This is a genomic window from Lysinibacillus sp. NPDC093688, assembly GCF_050280145.1.
GTDB classification, from domain to species: Bacteria; Bacillota; Bacilli; order Bacillales_A; family Planococcaceae; genus Lysinibacillus; species Lysinibacillus xylanilyticus_B.
The window spans coordinates 1-18,363 of the sequence record NZ_JBNNUX010000053.1 but is presented as its reverse complement, the minus strand read 5'-3'; the positions used below and the strand labels follow the sequence as shown (position 1 = coordinate 18,363).

General features: G+C 37.9%; 15 protein-coding genes and 2 riboswitches. All 15 genes read left to right on the top strand.

Annotation, left to right across the window (positions count from 1 at the left end; genetic code table 11):
• The first annotated feature begins 347 nt into the window (after positions 1–347).
• Positions 348–848 carry a methylated-DNA--[protein]-cysteine S-methyltransferase gene (locus ACQKN2_RS23405; protein WP_427417061.1) on the top strand — a complete coding sequence of 167 codons (501 nt, stop codon included), beginning with the start codon at positions 348–350 and terminating at the stop codon, positions 846–848.
• Positions 849–1,075: 227 nt separating this feature from the next.
• A complete protein-coding gene (locus ACQKN2_RS23400) occupies positions 1,076–2,536 on the top strand; it encodes a nicotinate phosphoribosyltransferase (protein ID WP_427417060.1) in 1,461 nt (486 codons plus the stop codon).
• A gap of 21 nt (positions 2,537–2,557) precedes the next feature.
• Complete coding sequence (gene nadE / locus ACQKN2_RS23395; RefSeq protein WP_427417059.1) at positions 2,558–3,382, top strand: ammonia-dependent NAD(+) synthetase; 825 nt, start codon at positions 2,558–2,560, stop codon at positions 3,380–3,382.
• A gap of 424 nt (positions 3,383–3,806) precedes the next feature.
• Positions 3,807–4,127: an NAD synthetase gene (locus tag ACQKN2_RS23390; protein ID WP_427417058.1), complete on the top strand. Its 321-nt coding sequence runs from the start codon at positions 3,807–3,809 to the stop codon at positions 4,125–4,127.
• Between the two features lie 565 nt (positions 4,128–4,692).
• Positions 4,693–5,331 carry an RNA-binding protein gene (locus tag ACQKN2_RS23385; RefSeq protein WP_323651148.1) on the top strand — a complete coding sequence of 213 codons (639 nt, stop codon included), beginning with the start codon at positions 4,693–4,695 and terminating at the stop codon, positions 5,329–5,331.
• 60 nt (positions 5,332–5,391) lie between these two features.
• Positions 5,392–6,663, top strand: coding sequence for a right-handed parallel beta-helix repeat-containing protein (locus ACQKN2_RS23380; RefSeq protein WP_427417063.1), 1,272 nt, complete (start codon positions 5,392–5,394; stop codon positions 6,661–6,663).
• Positions 6,660–7,112, top strand: a complete 453-nt coding sequence (locus tag ACQKN2_RS23375; protein ID WP_427417057.1) for a nitrous oxide reductase accessory protein NosL — start codon at positions 6,660–6,662, stop codon at positions 7,110–7,112. Before ACQKN2_RS23380 ends, ACQKN2_RS23375 begins: the two co-directional genes overlap by 4 nt.
• The gene (locus ACQKN2_RS23370) at positions 7,112–7,924 is read left to right on the top strand and encodes an ABC transporter permease (protein WP_427417062.1); all 813 of its coding nucleotides are present in this window, start codon (positions 7,112–7,114) and stop codon (positions 7,922–7,924) included. Before ACQKN2_RS23375 ends, ACQKN2_RS23370 begins: the two co-directional genes overlap by 1 nt.
• Before the next feature lie 172 nt (positions 7,925–8,096).
• Positions 8,097–8,774, top strand: coding sequence for an ABC transporter ATP-binding protein (locus tag ACQKN2_RS23365; RefSeq protein ID WP_323651151.1), 678 nt, complete (start codon positions 8,097–8,099; stop codon positions 8,772–8,774).
• A 238-nt stretch (positions 8,775–9,012) separates the two neighbouring features.
• Complete coding sequence (locus ACQKN2_RS23360; protein WP_427417056.1) at positions 9,013–9,957, top strand: AAA family ATPase; 945 nt, start codon at positions 9,013–9,015, stop codon at positions 9,955–9,957.
• Positions 9,954–11,135 (top strand): DUF58 domain-containing protein, encoded by a 1,182-nt coding sequence (locus ACQKN2_RS23355; RefSeq protein ID WP_427417055.1) that lies wholly within the window; start codon positions 9,954–9,956, stop codon positions 11,133–11,135. Before ACQKN2_RS23360 ends, ACQKN2_RS23355 begins: the two co-directional genes overlap by 4 nt.
• Positions 11,132–13,318, top strand: coding sequence for a transglutaminase TgpA family protein (locus ACQKN2_RS23350; RefSeq protein ID WP_427417054.1), 2,187 nt, complete (start codon positions 11,132–11,134; stop codon positions 13,316–13,318). The genes ACQKN2_RS23355 and ACQKN2_RS23350 overlap by 4 nt, the downstream gene beginning before the upstream one ends.
• Before the next feature lie 36 nt (positions 13,319–13,354).
• A riboswitch (purine riboswitch) is annotated at positions 13,355–13,456 on the top strand.
• 149 nt (positions 13,457–13,605) lie between these two features.
• Positions 13,606–15,156, top strand: coding sequence for a glutamine-hydrolyzing GMP synthase (gene guaA, locus ACQKN2_RS23345; RefSeq protein WP_427417053.1), 1,551 nt, complete (start codon positions 13,606–13,608; stop codon positions 15,154–15,156).
• A gap of 227 nt (positions 15,157–15,383) precedes the next feature.
• Positions 15,384–16,052 carry an MOSC domain-containing protein gene (locus ACQKN2_RS23340; protein WP_427417052.1) on the top strand — a complete coding sequence of 223 codons (669 nt, stop codon included), beginning with the start codon at positions 15,384–15,386 and terminating at the stop codon, positions 16,050–16,052.
• Positions 16,053–16,293: 241 nt separating this feature from the next.
• Positions 16,294–16,395: riboswitch (purine riboswitch) on the top strand.
• Positions 16,396–16,528: 133 nt separating this feature from the next.
• Complete coding sequence (locus ACQKN2_RS23335; RefSeq protein WP_427417051.1) at positions 16,529–17,833, top strand: NCS2 family permease; 1,305 nt, start codon at positions 16,529–16,531, stop codon at positions 17,831–17,833.
• Positions 17,834–18,363 lie beyond the last annotated feature (530 nt).

The following is an 18,363-nucleotide window of genomic DNA, read 5'->3' as shown; positions in this document are numbered from 1 at the left end:
GTTGGCCTCAGGGTCTCGACTGTCTCGCTTTCCCGCGGGAGTCGAGTAGCCCTACGCTACAATCAGTTAAAATGGGCATACATTAGCAAAATATCCACAAAAAAATTCTTTTATCAGCCAATTATAAACCTTGTTTTCCTAATCAACACGCCTGAGGTAAAATAACTGTAGCATGAAACAAAGGGAAGCTAAAGTTATTTAACATTTTACAAGTGATGGGTAAATTAAGGTTCATTACCAAAGGCTGTGGATGACTTTTGTTAAAACGTCTACTATGTAAATAAGTCGGAACGGAAATCAACCACACGTTTTGGTGATGATCCTAAATTAAGTTAGGGGGATAGAGAATGGATATATTATATGTAGATACATTAACATATGCACAAGGCACAATGTATATCGTTGCCTCAGATGATGGGCTAGTATATATTGGAACACCAAATGCACCATTTGAAGAGGTGGAAGTGTGGGCGAAAAAGCCATTTAAAGGCTATCGCTTTGAAGAGAGTAAAGAAAAGTTACAGCGATATGTTAAGCAATTATCGGCTTATTTTAATAAGGAACTTACTGCGTTTGATTTACCAATTCATGTTAAAGGGACACCATTTCAACTAGCAGTATGGGATGCTTTGAAGGAGCTACCATATGGTATAACTACAACATACTCAGATATTGCACACCGAATCGGCAATCCGAAAGCAGTAAGAGCTGTAGGCAGTGCAATCGGTGCTAATCCGATATTAGCGATAATTCCCTGTCATCGTGTGATTGGCAAAGATGGTAAACTAACAGGCTTTCGAAGTGGGCTAGCAATGAAAGAATTTTTACTAGAGCTAGAGAGAATATAAAAAAGAATCCGCGTAACCTTTGAGGAAACATTTTCACCAAAGATTATGCGGATTCATGTTCTTTGTATGGAAGAAAAGAAAGCTAAAAATACAATACATATGTGGTGCTGAAAAAATGGGCCTTATGCAAGGGTATCTAATATGAAAGTAGAAGGATGTAATACGCAAGAATTTGGGTATATAGTGTATACTAGGACTAATTATCAAAGCGGAAGAAGGGGTTTCTTGTGAGATCAAACTATGCAGATGATAGCTTAGCGCTACACACAGACTTGTACCAAATCAATATGGCAGAATCATATTGGGCTGATGGTATACATAATAGAAAAGCGGTTTTCGAATTATATTTTAGAAAGTTACCATTTGGCAATGGTTATGCAATTTTTGCGGGATTAGAGAGAATTCTTGAGTATTTACGTGATTTTAGTTTCAGTGATTCGGACATAGCATATTTGCGTGAAGAGGTTGGTTATAAAGAGGATTTTATCGAGTATTTAAAAAATATTCGCTTTACAGGGGATATGTATTCGATGGTGGAAGGGGAAACGGTTTTCGCTAATGAACCAATTGTCCGCATTGAAGCACCTTTAGTGGAAGCGCAGTTAATTGAAACCGCATTACTTAACATTGTGAATTACCAAACATTAATTGCAACGAAGGCTAGTCGTATTAAACAAATTATAAAAAATGAAGTGGCAATGGAGTTCGGCACACGACGCGCTCAGGAGATGGATGCAGCGATTTGGGGAACGCGTGCAGCGTTTATTGGTGGTTTTGCTTCAACTAGTAATGTGCGAGCAGGTAAACTCTTTAATATACCAGTATCTGGTACACATGCACATGCACTTGTCCAAGCCTATAAAAATGATTATGATGCATTTCATTCCTATGCAAAACGTCATCGTGATTGCGTATTCCTTGTAGATACTTATAATACGTTGAAATCGGGTGTGCCAACAGCAATCAAAGTAGCTAAGGAGCTTGGTGACAACATTAATTTTATTGGAATTCGTTTAGACAGTGGGGATATTGCTTTCTTGTCAAAAGAAGCACGTCGTATGTTAGATGAAGCAGGTTTCCCGAACGCTAAAATTATCGTATCTAATGACTTAGATGAATACACGATCTTAAACTTAAAGGCTCAAGGTGCAAAAGTTGATGTGTGGGGAATTGGTACGAAGCTCATTACTGCTTATGACCAACCTGCTTTAGGGGCTGTTTATAAAATGGTTGCTATTGAAAATAAAGATGGACAATTAGAAGATACGATTAAAATTTCAGCGAATACTGAAAAGGTAACGACGCCAGGTCTTAAAAATGTATATCGTATTATTGATAGAAAGAATGGCAAGGCAGAGGGAGACTACATTACGATGCACGATGAAAATCCTCAATCAGAGGAACGCATTAAAATGTTCCACCCTGTTCATACATTCGTATCAAAATTTGTCACAAACTTTGAAGCTAAGAATTTACATCATCATGTGATTAAAAATGGTGAAATACATTATCAAAATCCTACTTTGGAAGAAATGCGCGATTATGCAGCAGATAATTTAGAGTTGTTATGGGATGAATATAAACGTGCCATGAATCCTGAGGAATACCCAGTCGATTTAAGCCAAAAATGCTGGAATAATAAAATGCGCAATATTGAAGAAGTAAGTGAAATGGTCAATCGATTGTAAAGCTAAGGAGTGAAGGGCAAAATGACATTACAACAAGAAATCATGAAGGAATTACGTGTATTACCTACTATTGATGTGCAGGAAGAGATTCGCAAATCCATTGATTTTTTAAAGGAATATGCGCGTCGCTATAGCTTTGTAAAGGGATTTGTTCTTGGGATTTCGGGTGGTCAAGACTCCACATTAACTGGAAAATTAACACAGCTTGCGGTTGACGAATTAAATAACGAGGTGGGAGAAGCGAAGTACTCATTTTGGGCTGTTCGTTTACCATATGGTGTGCAAGCGGATGAAAAGGACTGTCAGGATGCGATTGACTATATCAAACCTACGAAAACTTTTACGGTAAACATTAAAGATGCAGTCGATGCAAGTGTTAGAGCATTAACGAATGCGGGTATTGAACTAAGCGATTTTGCCAAAGGGAATGAAAAGGCACGTGAGCGAATGAAGGTGCAGTATTCTATTGCTGCTATGAATAATGCAGTTGTGCTAGGGACAGATCATGCCGCGGAGGCAATTACAGGTTTTTACACGAAATTTGGGGATGGCGGTGCAGATTTAATGCCAATCTTCCGTCTTAACAAGCGTCAGGGTAAGGAGTTGTTAGCAGCACTTGATTGCCCGGAGCACTTATATTTAAAAATACCAACTGCTGACTTAGAGGAAGATCGTCCTTCATTACCAGATGAAGCAGCCCTTGGTTTAACGTATGACCAAATTGATGATTATTTAGAGGGGAAGGTTATCCCTGAAGAAGCTCGTAAAACATTAGAAGGGCATTATTTACGTTCTCAGCACAAACGCCATATGCCAATTACAATATTCGATGATTTTTGGAAGTGATATAGCTGACATCATAGCGTGGGGTTGATTTCCGTTCCGGCTGGGCGCTTTCCTGGGGGCGTCCGATGAGCCGCTTCACTCGCGTTGCTCGCTCCAGGGTCTCGGGCCAACACGATGTTGGTCACGAAGGCGTTATCACAGGATGTGATGGTTTTAGCCTTCGTTCCCCTATCGCTGATCCCCGAGGAGTCGCCCAGCCTCCACTCCAATCAACTTATATACATTGGAATTATCATCTCTAACTTTTGGTGGCGAGTAACCAAATATTTAGGGAAAGAGTTACAAGAAATAGTGTTTATCACTTTTTCTTATAACTCTTTTCTATTTTTTTTAAGCAATTTGGTTCTGTATTATTAAGTTCAAGCATATAATGTCGATATATATACCTACAAAGTTGCTAAAAAGTAAAGGAGGGTAATTATTTATGAGGACTTCTAGAGTAAGTTCGACGACTAGTAGTATATTTCGTAACGAACAACAGTATCTACATGCCGGGGATTTAAGCCATAATTTCGGGCAAAATCCGAAGAAACAGTTTAAATACAGTTTGCAAAAGAATAAAGATAAAAAACATATAAGTAACACTAGACAAATTCAGCAGCAACGTCCAAATAAAGTAGCGGCTAGTTATGTGGACAGCGCTTACGATTTACAAATACGCAATGAATTAAATGAAACTGCCGTTAAGCTTAGTCTTGTCAGCAAGCAAAAGAAGTTTCTCAATAGTTACCGTTCTTCTATATAACATCATAAATCGAACTCTCTACGTCATTCTGGATGTAGGGGGTTTTTTAGTGTGTTGAAAAACAAAATGGTGTCGATGCAATCTTTATGAATGTTGAGACACTTTAAAATGAGGGCGAATACCGTTCAAGCATATTGGCTCTTCGGCAAAACGAGGGGTTGATTTCCGTTCCGACTGGGCGCTTTCCTGGGGGCGTCCGATGAGCCGCTTCACTCGCAAGGCTCGCTGCAGGGTCTCATCTGTGACGCTAATCCCCGAGGAGTCGCCCATTCTCCACTCCAATCAACCGCTTCGGCAAGGATTACATCTTCAGACATGTCATTCTAATTTATAGTAATAAAACGAAACTTGCCAACAGGTCTTGTACACCTTAATTTATTAACCCTGAATGTAAGTTATAGAAAATAGAAAGTATATATTTTTCATTCAAAATATTTGAAGTCGAGATGTTCAATGAATATTCAAGGTAATTTTTCCAATACTTCACAGTGATTTTTAACTTATTTCACAACTTACCTGTAAAGTAATGATTAGTAATAGAAAAACGAAATTGGGGGAAGCAATTGTGAAAAAAATATGGTTACCTGTACTAGCAGTATTACTTTTACTCGCGGCTTGTGGTACAGAAAAAACAGAAGTTAAGAAAGAGGAAACGAAGCAAGATGTCGCAGCAAATGAAGCAGAAGCAAAGGATAAAACTAAACAAGTCGCTTCTTTAGTGGATCCACGTTTAGAAGAACCAAAAGAAGATACAATGTGTGAAATGTGTAATATGAAAGTATATATGAAGGACGAAGATATGGGTGAATTCTCTACCCAAGCAATAAAAGAGGATGGAACTACTGCCTTTTATGATGACATAGGCTGTTTAGTAAATGCCGAGGTTGCCAATAATGAAACGAACGAAAAATTTGTACGTGATTATATCACAAAAGATTGGGTAAAAGTTGAAGATGTAACGATTGTGAAAACCGATCTAAAATCTCCGATGAACTGGGGTTATATTTATTTCACGAATAAAGCTGATGCAGACAAATATATCGCTGACAATCCAACTGCACATGTAGAAGAATTACAAAAAATTAAAGACGATGCATTAGAGCGTCGTAAAAAGAAAATGAAAGAAAAAGCTGAAAAAGAAGCCAAAGGTGAATCTGATTCTATGCATATGGAAGAAAAGAAACCTGATGGTCATGGCCATTAATCGAATGGACTAGGGGAAATTCCTCTAGTCTTTTCGTGCTGAACTGGGAGGTAAGGATTGGTGAAAAAAATAGGGTTGGCCTTATTATTTTTTCTATTCATGAGTCAGACAGTACACGCCGATTTTGATGTGCAGGAGGCGATTAATATTGCAAAGCCAGGGGAGGTCGTTCATATTCCTGCTGGTCGTTACCAAGGTAATTTTATTGTGACAAAACCGATAATACTACAAGGCGAAGAGGGAACTGAACTAATCGGTGAAAGTGATAAACCAGTACTTCGAATTGAAAACACTGCTAATGTCATTGTGGAAAATATAACGTTATCAGGAAAAAGTAAAGCGATCGTTGCTAGTGCTGTAGATGGACTTGAGCTACGTAAGTTACAAATGAAAGATGTTCATACAGGTGTTCATATACAACGCTCTAAAAATGTACGCATACATGAAATCAATGTGATTGGTATCGAGGGTCATTATTCTCAAAAAGGTAATGGGTTGGCTGTTTTTAAGAGTGAGGACATTATGATCGAAGGCAATACTATTGAGCAAGTGCAGGATGGAATTTATGTAGAGGAGGTAAAGCGTATTGTTGTTCAACGTAATAAGGTGACAAGCAGTCGTTATGGAACACATTTTATGTATACAAGTGATTCCGAAGCACTTTTTAATACATATGTTCACAATGTGACTGGCCTTATGATTATGATGACAACAGACATACACCTCGAAAATAATACAATAGCTAATCATGTTGATTTTAATGGCTACGGTATGCTGCTGTATGATGTGCAGCAAGCAAAAATTAAACATAACACAATTAAAAATAATCGGACTGGTATTGCAATGCAGAAAAGTTCAACTATCCAAATTGAAACAAATGATTTTCAGATGAACCAAACTGCCCTTGAAGGTACAAAGGTCAGTAACGACACATTGGCTAGTAATAATAACTTTACAGGTAATATTTTAACGGCGCGCTCCGATCAGCAAGGCTTTCAACTTAAAAATAATTATTATGATGATTACTCAGGGATTGATTTAAAAGACAATGGTATCGGTGATATTCCATATGTGGCTGTGTCAAGCTTTGGTCAATGGATGGTACGCCAGCCTGTTTACCAATATTTCGTGGCATCTCCGAGCGTCTTTTTACTGACATCTCTAGATCAGCAAATTAATAAAACTGAAAAGAACATGCTTGTTGATCATACGCCAAAATTGGCAGCGCAGCATGTGAAAGAGAAGAACAAGATGAATGTGCTGCAAATGCTATTAGGTTTATTCTTAGCATTAAGTAGTTTATGGCTATGGAAAAGAGGAATAACAGAATGAAAAAATGGATGATATGTGTATTGCTAAGTTGTGGTGTATTGGTGGGCTGTAGTGAAAAAACATATGAGCCTCATGAAATAGTTAGTGAAACTGATGTTTGTAAAATTTGCAATATGAGTATCGTTCATAATGCATATGCTGGACAGATTGCGTTGAAGAATGGTGATTATGAAATTTTCGATGATATTGGTTGTCTTATGGAATATATGAAAGCGAATGGGGAAGATGAGGTTGGAGCGGCCTATATTAAAGATGCGGCAAAAAATGAATGGATTGACGTTTTCAACGCTGTTTATGTGTACAACAAGGAGTATTGGACACCGATGAATTATGGGGTAGTTGCATTCGATTCGAAGGAAGCGGCACAGGAATGGATGACGACAGAGGGAGAAGGTCAGCTATTAGCCTATAAGGATTTACACGATTTTAATTGGGGGATCCATAAGTGATGAATAGTATGCTTATTAAACTAGAATTAAAGCAAATGCTCAGAAGTCGCTGGATGCAACTTGTAGGCTTACTTTTCACATTCGTTTTTACAGCTATCATTGTCATTCAGCAAATGGCATTACCAGATGTAGAGGGGTTTACACGACAGACAGCTTCGTTTTTAAATGTATTGTTGTTTTTATTGCCGCTGTTTATATTAACTATCGGTAGTATGAGTGTAGCTGGTGATGTGGAATCAGGATGGTTTTCATTATTAAAGACATATCCGATGACACGTAGGCAATATATTGCAGGAAAGTATATTGCGTCTGTGCTTGCTTTTTTCTTGGTCGTTGCCGTGGCGTTTGGCGTAATAGTGGCGCTAGGTGGATTTCTTGGTGGAGTGCGTTTGCCATTTATCTTCATTGTCCTAACGTTGCTATGCATCTTCATTTTTGTGTCATTGGCCATTGCAGTGGGAGCCTTTGCGAAAACAAGATTATTTGCACTGTCGTTATCACTTGTTTTTTGGTCTATTTTTTTATTGCTAATCTCTTACGCTTTAATGGCTATTGGAACTGTCGTGCCGGGTCATATTCTTCAAAAACTGACGATTATTGCGATACATATTAATCCTGTGGAGTGGCTACGCTTTGGTTACTTTATTTTTACAGATCAGGCGAGTGTTCTTGGTCCGGCATTTTATAATGTAACGCAGTTTTATTCGTCGCCACTAGGTTATGCATTATACGTAGCTGTGACATTGCTTTGGATAGTATGTCCGTTAGCTTACACTAGCTTGCTTTTATCTTCTTTCAGTGAAAGAAGATAAAGCCTCCGGCGGATGTCACAGAATTGGAAAGGAGTTCTAAAGGATGTTAGCCTAAAATCATCGCATCCATGCGATAACGGCTAACTGACCTGCGTCGTGCAGGCCTAAGCACAAAACCGATTCTGGACGCAATTATGCCGAGGCATAATTGATAGAAAGGGGATAGAAGATAATGCTATTAGAAACAAAGAAGTTATCGAATATCTATGATAATAATAGAGGTCTTCACGAAGCCTCCTTTTCTTTACAGACGGGGCGTATTTTAGCACTTGTAGGGGGAAATGGTGCTGGAAAGAGTACTTTAATTCGCCTGCTAACTGGGCAGGAAAAGCAAAAATCAGGAGAAATAATATGGCATAAACCACAAGCCATTCGATACATGCCTGACGATGTGGACTTTCCGTCTATGTTAACAGCAGCAGAAATTTTGCAGCTACTTGCCTCTTTGAAGAAGATTGGTAAAAAGGAACAGGAGGAGGTACTGAGGCGCGTTGCTTTATGGGATGTTCGAAAGCAAAAAGTGAAGCATTTCTCAAAGGGGATGCGTCAACGGCTTAACCTCGCTCAAAGTTTACTCGGTGAGGGCTCTTTGCTTATTTTAGATGAGCCGACTAATGGTCTTGATCCTTTCTGGATTGCAGAGCTGAAAAAAATGATGCTAGAGGAAAAAGCAAGGGGCTGTACTGTCATATTTTCTACGCATTTACTGGCTTTTGCGGAAGAAGTAGCGGACGATGTGTTAGTTTTACATGAAGGAAACATACTAATTTCTGGTGAATTAGAGGAAATACTTTTACAAGAAAATTCATCTTCGTTAGAGAATTTATGGTTAAAAAAATTAAATCTGTAACATTCTGATAGGTAATGACGTTATACTAAAAGATAGGTTTGCTTTGATTGTATTCAGGCAAGCCTTCTTTTTCATGCTGAAGTATTATTACTTTTCTCGCTAAGTGCTCGGATTATAGGATTAAAGCAATACGATGAACGTCTCATCTAATTGTGTTACTAAACATATTTCGTTATTCTTAAGTACATTATCATACAATTCGAATAATTGCTGAATGAAATAGGAGGTTTTTTGATTTATGAATTCACAAATACAAGATGTATTAGAAAATATAGAAAAAGTAATGATCGGCAAAAGAGAGGTTGCAGAGCTTAGCATAGTAGCCCTACTAGCAAAGGGACATATTTTGCTTGAGGACGTACCAGGTGTCGGTAAAACAATGATGGTGCGAGCACTGGCAAAATCCTTTGAGGCACAATTTAAAAGGATTCAATTTACACCGGATTTATTACCGTCAGATGTTGTAGGGGTGTCGATCTATAATCCAAAAACGCTGGAATTCGAATTTCGACCTGGTCCGATCATGGGAGATGTAATTTTAGCGGATGAAATTAACCGTACATCCCCAAAAACGCAATCTGCTTTACTTGAGGGGATGGAGGAAGCATCTGTCACTATTGATGGTAAAACCTTAATAATCAATCAACCATTTTTCGTTATGGCCACTCAAAACCCAATTGAGCATGAAGGGACATATCCGTTACCAGAAGCACAGCTGGATCGTTTCTTACTAAAAATAAAAATGGGTTATCCTTCAAGAGGGCAAGAAGTGGAGATTCTTCGTCGTGCTGAGCATGGTAAACCGATTGAAAAAATTGAAGCAGTGCTAAAAGTTGAGCAATTAATTGAATTGCAGGAGCTTGTACAGGGTGTGCATGTTGCGGATTCAGTCAAAAACTATATGGTCGAATTAGCGACTCAAACAAGGGAAAATAGCTATGTACATTTAGGCGTAAGTCCTCGTGCAACGATTGCTTTAATGAAAGCTTCACAAGCTTATGCATTTATAAAAGGGCGTAGTTATGTTACTCCTGATGATGTTCAATATTTAGTACCATTTGTCTTTAGCCATCGTTTAATATTAAAGCCAGATGCTCGCTATGATAACGTAACGCCAGAGGAAATTATTGAGCGAATTATTGCGAAAATACCTGTGCCGACAAAGAGGTTTGCAGAGCAATGAAGAAATGGCGAGCCTTAATAGAGAAAAGTAAACATTTCTTTTTAGTTTCTTTGTTAATGATCATAACGTTTTGTTATGCCATGTTCCAAGGTGGATTTGTCAGTTGGTTTGTATTTTTTACAGTTAGTCCGTTTTTGTTATACGCAATTATTTTCTTACTAGTGAAAGAACATATTTTACTGGTGGAACGCAAAATTGAGCCCTCCCGCGTTGAGAGTGGACAATCTGCTAAGGTAACAATTACGGTAGAACGAAAAACACGCTTTCCGTTTGCTTATATGATGATGGAGGAACTTGTGAACAGTGAAGTCCTTGTCCAATCGAGGGTACAAGGAACGAATACCATTAAGTTCGTTGGCTTCAGGAAAAAATTTAGCTGGAATTATGTGCTGGAAAATATGTCCCGTGGCGAGCATCGTTACTTAGGTGTTAATATTGTTTTCTGTGATTTTTTTGGCTGGGCAAAAAAGCGAGTTGCGGCAGAAAAGGAACAAGTCATTTTAGTTTACCCGAGAGTACGCGAAATGAGGTATGCCGCGCTTCAAACAAAATTTGATGTTGGTACAATGATGTCACCTTATTCAATTGTTAAGGATACATCAATGGCTGTTGGTTTACGTGAGTATGTTCCAGGTGACCGTTTTTCGTGGATTCACTGGAAATCATTTGCGAAAACACAAACGTTGCAATCTAAGGAATTTGAAGATCGACAATCACAGGAGTTAATGCTAGTACTCCATGCTGGAAAGTCTCCTTTATTTGAAGAAAAAATTGAGCTTGTAGCATCGATGCTACAAACCATTGTCAAAGAACGTGGAGATATTTCATTTGTTTCAGCTGGTTTTAAAACGAAGGTGTTTCCGATTATTCAAGGTAATAAGCAGCTAGATCAAGTAATGCATCATTTAGCTGCTATAAAACCTGCCGAAACTGTCAAATTCCAATTTCGAGATCAGCAAGTGTTTAAGCATGTTGCAACATTGCTATATGTTACGAATGAAGTATCAGATGAATTACTACATTCTCTTGCCAATATGGTGAAAAGCTGTATTTGTTTTGTAGTAGCAGAGCAGCCACCTATCCTAACAGATCTGGCAAAGCGTTATAAGCAAATTCAAGTTGTACATGTAAATCCGACAGATTATTACCATTTGTTCACGGAGGTGAAGAAGCCGTGAAAAAATCACTAGGAAGTTTTAGCGAATTAGCAATAGCATACGTAATTATTTTTCTGATTTTACGTGAATGGCTTATTCCTGTAATGCAGCTAACAAATACAGGCTTGTTTCATTTATTTTTAGTGTTTATCGGTTTATCATTGGCACTCAGTCTATTTCAAGTACATCCATTGTTGTCAGGCTTAGTGAAATTTGGTTATATTACTTGGTTTATAGTGTTTGTATATAGTGAAAGTCCCTTTTTTTCTGGACAGACAATACCGTTTTTAATGCATGAATGGAAATGGAATATGACTGCCATCCTTTCGGGCGATTTTGGACAAGTATCGGATTCATTTAGAACGGTGCTATTCGTTGCGCTTATTTGGATGTTAATATACCTGATACACCACTGGATAACCGTGCGGAAAAATATATTCTATTTCTTCGCGTTAACAGTATTCTTTATTGCCACACTAGATACATTTAGTGACTATGATGGAAAGGTGGCAATTGTTAAAGTTATTGTTCTTGGGTTAATAATGACAGGCTTGCTTTTTGTTAAGCGCTTATGGCTTCAAACAGATGCACCGAGCAATGTCATAGGAAAGTGGAAACTAGTAATTCCAATGATTGTTTCGGTAATGCTTGTTAGTGGAGTGGCATTCTTTTTACCTAAGACAGGGCCGACTTGGGCTGACCCAGTACCTTTTATTAAGGGGGTTGCAGGGCAAGGGGACTTTGGAACAGGCGAAAAAACTGTTGGTTACAGCGAGGATGATAGCCAATTAGGGGGACCATTCCAAGGTGATAATACACTAATTTTTACGGCATCTTCCCGTGATCGTCATTATTGGCGTATCGATACAAAGGATACTTATACATCGAAGGGCTGGATTCTTTCGGAGGGGAACTTTGGAAAAAATGTCTACCAGACCGATACCCCTATCCAAACTTCGTTACAAGTTGGATCTCCTGAAACCGAGCGACAGGTTCAAATGGACATTGCTGTTCCGATGCCTTTTTTAATTCAAACATATGGCATGATATCTGTTTCTACCCAAGATCCATCGCTATTTATTCAAGATGGACACACTGAAAAAATAGCAATAGAACAACAGAATGGTGAGTCAAAATTATTATCTAACTATACGATTTCTTATAGTGAGCCAGTATATAGCATGGAACAGCTCCAAATGGCTAAACCATCCACGCTAAAAACAGTAGATCCGTCCTTTGACCGTTTTTTACAATTGCCAAATACACTTCCACAACGTGTAGGGAATTTAGCGAAAGAAATCACGCAGGATAAAGCCTCGGTCTATGATCAAATAAAAGCGGTTGAAAAATATTTTTCATCTCATGGCTTTAGATACGATAAAAAAGAAGTAGCCATCCCGGCTGAGGGTCAAGATTATGTTGACCAGTTTTTATTTGATACTAAAGTTGGCTACTGTGATAATTTCTCAACATCAATGGTTGTGCTCCTCCGTTCGGCAGGGATACCTGCACGTTGGGTGAAAGGGTTTGCACCTGGTAATCCTGGTCGAATATCAGATGGTTTACAGGAGTATCAAATTACAAATGATAATGCACACTCGTGGGTGGAAGCGTATGTACCTGGAACAGGCTGGATGGAGTTTGAACCGACAATTGGATTTTCGGGAGATGTGAATATCGATTATGATATTGAGCAAGACACTCCTCAGCAGGAACAAGTACTGGAGCCAGAAACAAAGCAAGAGCAACCAATGAAGGACGAGCAAGAGACGAAGAAAGAAACTTCTAACTCAACATCGTTTAGCTTTGATTCTGTATGGACATGGGTGAAAAAATATACTTATGTATGGATTGCCCTAGTCATTTTGATGATTATCACTGGCATCGCTTTATTTATGCAACGTAAAACGTGGATACCTAAAATGCAAGTACGCGCATTTCGTAAAAAAGAAGCGGACTGGACAAATTTTGATGCTTCATACCATGTTTTAACGAAGCAATTATCTCGTATTGGATTACGCCGGAAAGATGGCGAAACATTACGAGCATTTGCTACAAGGGTAGATGCATCGCTAGAGACAGAGGAGATGCAAAAACTTACCGCTGTATATGAACAACATATTTATGGTAAGGACAAACATGAGGTAGATTTTATCGAGCTGAAAGAAAGTTGGGAATATTTAATCAATCGCACTATCGGTTGATTTTGATAGGTACAAAGAGTAAAATGAAAAAAATTATATATAAATGAGGATTGCTTTCATATAAGTTCGATAATAAGGTTCGGATGTTTCTACGAGATTACCGTAAATGATTTCTCTATGAAGGTGAATGTTTTGTTAGGTGAGAAGGTTAGTAAATCACTTTTCTTTGTGACGCATTCGCCTTTATACATCAAGAGCTATGAACGCGTAGGGAGTTTTTACTTTCATACGCGTTTTTCTTAGATATATGAAAAGTTCCTTTAAAAATAGTAGAAGAGGTGGAAATTTTGTCAGCTAGCCCTTTATTAGAGCAAGAAAAAATCGTTGTTCTTGACTTCGGTAGCCAATTTAACCAATTGATTACGCGTCGTATCCGTGAATTTGGTGTTTTCAGTGAGTTACATCCTCATACGATTACAGCAGAAGAAATTAAAAATATGAACGCAGCAGGTATCATCTTTTCAGGTGGACCAAACTCAGTTTATGACGAAAAAGCCTTCCATGTAGACCCAGCTATTTTCGAATTAGGCTTACCAATCCTAGGTATTTGCTATGGTATGCAATTAATGGCACATACGCAAGGTGGAAAAGTTGAAGGTGCTGAAACACGCGAATATGGTAAAGCAGAAATTAAAGTAACAGCTTCAAACAAGTTATTCGGTAACTTACCAACTGAACAAATCGTTTGGATGAGTCACGGTGACCATGTAACAGAAGTACCAGCTGGTTTTGAAGTAATCGCAACAAGTGCTGCTTGCCCTATCTCTGCAATGGCAAATGTAGAACGTAAACTATATGCAGTACAATTCCACCCAGAAGTACGTCACTCTGTATATGGTAACGACTTATTACGTCAGTTCGTATTCGACATTTGTGGAGCAAAAGGCGACTGGTCAATGGCGAACTTCATTGAACTTGAAATCGCAAAAATCCGCGAAACAGTAGGTGACAAAAAAGTATTATGTGCACTTTCTGGCGGTGTAGACTCATCAGTTGTTGCTGTTCTAATTCATAAAGCAATTGGCGATCAATTAACTTGTATGTTCGTAGACCACAACTTGAACCGTAAAGGTGAAGTTGCGCAAGTTATGAAAACATTCACAGAAGACTTTGACATGAATCTTATTAAAATTGATGCACGTCAACGTTTCATGGATAAACTTGCAGGCGTTTCTGATCCAGAGCAAAAACGTAAAATTATCGGTAACGAATTTATTTACGTATTCGATGAAGAGGCAGCTAAACTTGAAGGTATGGACTTCTTAGCACAAGGTACTCTTTACACAGATATCATTGAATCTGGAACATCAACTGCACAAACGATTAAATCACACCATAACGTTGGTGGTCTTCCAGAAGACATGCAATTCAAATTAATTGAGCCACTTAACACATTATTTAAAGACGAAGTGCGTGCATTAGGATTAGAGCTTGGCCTTGACGAAAAAATCGTTTGGCGTCAACCATTCCCAGGTCCTGGTCTAGGTATCCGTGTACTTGGTGAAGTAACAGAAGAAAAACTAGAAATCGTACGTGAATCTGATTTCATCTTACGTGAAGAAATCGCAAAAGCTGGTCTTGATCGCGACATCTGGCAATACTTCACGGTATTACCTGACATCCGTTCAGTTGGCGTAATGGGCGATGCACGTACGTATGACTATTCAATAGGTATCCGTGCAGTAACATCTATCGACGGTATGACTTCTGACTGGGCACGCATTCCTTGGGATGTACTAGAGAAAATCTCTGTCCGCCTAGTAAACGAAGTAAAACACGTTAACCGCGTACTGTATGATATTACATCTAAGCCACCAGCAACTATTGAGTGGGAATAGTTAAATAGCAAATAGAAAAAGCTTGAAGTACTCATTTTATTGGGTTTTCTTCAAGCTTTTTATTTTTGCGATTCCGGACTCAATTATGCCGAGGCATAATTAATATAAAGGAAATATTTGTTGCTTTGTAGAATATAAAGAAAGAGTTATACGATGAATCGTTAGGTATAGTAAACTAATGACTGTCAATAGGACTCTATGTCGCTGCTTAGTTTAGGGGGATTGAAATGGAAAAAAATAAAGCGATGATTCATACACTTGCTATTGGTATGCCGAAAGAATTGCATTATAGTAATGGGCGTTCAATGATTACAGGGATTGAAAAACGAAAAGTACAAGAGGTTTATTTGTCCGTTCGTGGATTTGAAGGGGACGATGTAGCAGATAAAAAACATCATGGTGGTCCTGACCGTGCCGTTTGTTTATATCCTGCGGAGCATTACATACAATGGGAACAGGAACTGGGTAAACCGTTGCCGACAGCAGCGTTCGGTGAAAATTTAACAGTAACGAATATGTTAGAAGCGGATATTTGTATTGGCGATATTTATAAAATAGGTGATGCTGTCATCCAAATTACTCAAGGACGTGTACCATGTAGTACGATCGATAAATATACTGAGGCGAACATATTACTCAAACGTTTAATTGAAACAGGTTATACGGGTTTCCTTGCGCGTGTACTGGAAGAAGGGGCAATCTGTGCAAATTCAAAAATTGAATTAGTGGAAAAACAATCTGCGCGTGTTTCAGTTTTGCATTGCAATGAAGTGTATTTTAAAAACAAAGACGCACTTGCGATGAAAAATATACAAGCGGTTGATGCATTAGCAGAAGATTGGAAACAAAAATTAGAAAAAAGAATTCAGCTCTTACAAAGTAAAGTGATGAATTAAATATATGTCGATCAAGGGAGCGCTCCCTCGGTCACAGTATTAAAATCCTCTAGAATTCGAATGAGTTCAAAAGGATTTTTTATTTTATAACTATGATACAACGTTCAGTCCTAACCTATTTTTGCAACGATTTATTGAAATGTGAACATTAAATAAGAATTTTACACGAACTTTCGCATAACTTTTGTGAGAAATGTTCGGAAATAGGGTTGAAATCTGAAAAGTGAAATGATATATTACGATTGTAAATTAAATATGTCGTCGTATAATGTCGGGGATAAGGCCCGTGAGTTTCTACCAAGTTACCGTAAATAACTTGACTACGATTTTAGTTATATATACTAATGTATAGACACTAAATTAATTTCTCACAATAACGGTGATGAAATGTATCGTAGACATGCGACTAGTAGAGTAGTCAGTGTGTCTTTTTTGTTTTCGATATTGAAGACGACCATACGGAGGATTTCTTTAAAATGAAAAAGTATTTCATGTTCAATGAATTAGGAACTAATTATCGCCGCGAAATAATAGGTGGTATTACTACATTCCTTGCTATGGCTTACATTTTAGCGGTTAACCCTGGCATCTTAGAAAATGCAGGTATGGATAAAGGTGCTGTATTCGTAGCTACAGCATTAGCAGCTGCAGTCGGTTCTCTGATTATGGGTATATTCGCTAAATTCCCAATTTCCCTTGCTCCTGGTATGGGCTTAAATGCATTCTTTGCCTTCACTGTAGTTGGAGCTTACGGTATTCCTTGGCAGACTGGATTAACAGGTGTTTTCTTTTCAGGGGTTATCTTTATCATTCTTTCACTAACGGGTATTCGTGAAACAGTAATTAATGCAATTCCAGTTCAACTTAAATATGCAGTTTCAGCAGGAATTGGTTTATTTATAACATTTGTAGGGTTACAAGGAGCGGGTATTATCGTAGATAGCCCAGCTACATTGGTGACTTTAGGAACATTCAGTGGTTCAACTTTACTAGCTGTATTCGGGATTGTCCTTTCAATTATTCTTATTATTAAACTACGCAGTATTGGTATTTTCTTAGGGATGGTTATAACAGCAATTGTTGGTATGATTACGGGTGTGATTGATCCACCTGCAGCAGTTGTTTCAGCAATTCCGAGCGTGGATTCTACATTTATGGTAGCTTTAGATCCAATTTTCCATGACTTCGATTCATTATTAAACGTTAAATTTTTAGTTGTTGTGTTAACATTCTTGTTTGTGGATTTCTTTGATACAGCAGGTACCTTAATGGCAGTTGCAACACAAGCAGGATTAGTAAAAGATAATAAATTACCACGTGCAAGCCGTGCATTGATGGCGGATGCTCTTGCAACAACAATTGGTTCTTTATTCGGTACATCAACAACTACAGCGTATGTAGAGTCAACTTCTGGTGTAGCAGCAGGTGCTCGTTCAGGTTTCTCTGCTGTTGTAACGGCAATACTTTTCTTGATAGCATTATTCTTCTCACCGTTACTTGCTGTGGTAACTCCAGCGGTAACAGCACCAGCTCTAGTTATTGTAGGTGTTTTGATGGTATCTTCATTACGTTTAATTGATTGGGATAAATTCGAAATTGCTGTTCCTGCTTTCTTTACAGTAATAATGATGCCTCTTGGTTACTCAATTGCTACTGGTATTGCAATAGGTTTTGTATTCTATCCAATAACAATGCTTTTAGCGGGTCGTAAAAAAGAAATTCACCCTATGATGTACGGATTATTCTTTGTCTTCCTTGCATACTTTATCTGGGTGCGCTAATTATAAATACACACTAGAAATATAAAAAGCACCTCAATTGTTAGAAACGAAACTAACAATTGTAGGTGCTTTTCTTATTGGAGAATAAAAAAATATAAAATGATATTAATGGTAAGAAAACCTTCATCAATTTATGCAGGAGAAAAGGGAAGCTACTAATATAAGAAATCAGGAGAAATTGAAATAAGCGATTATAGTGTCAATGTGGAACATATAACATTCATGTGAAGTTATTTATATATTATAGAAGAAACTCCTTTTCATTAATTAGAATAGTTTTACTTTAATAATTCGCTTGCAAACTTAATATTAAGGTGATATATTTATAAACGTTGTTACGAAACAAACAACAACAACTAAAAAATACTAACATAACTAGTTGACATAGAGTTAACAACATGTTAAAGTATAGAAAGTCACTTGAATGTGACGAACAAATGAACCTTGAAAACTGAACAAGCAAAACGTAATCAATAAAGTTTTTAGTAGCTAACCTTTAGTTAGTGAACGAAACAAAATTTTGGACATCA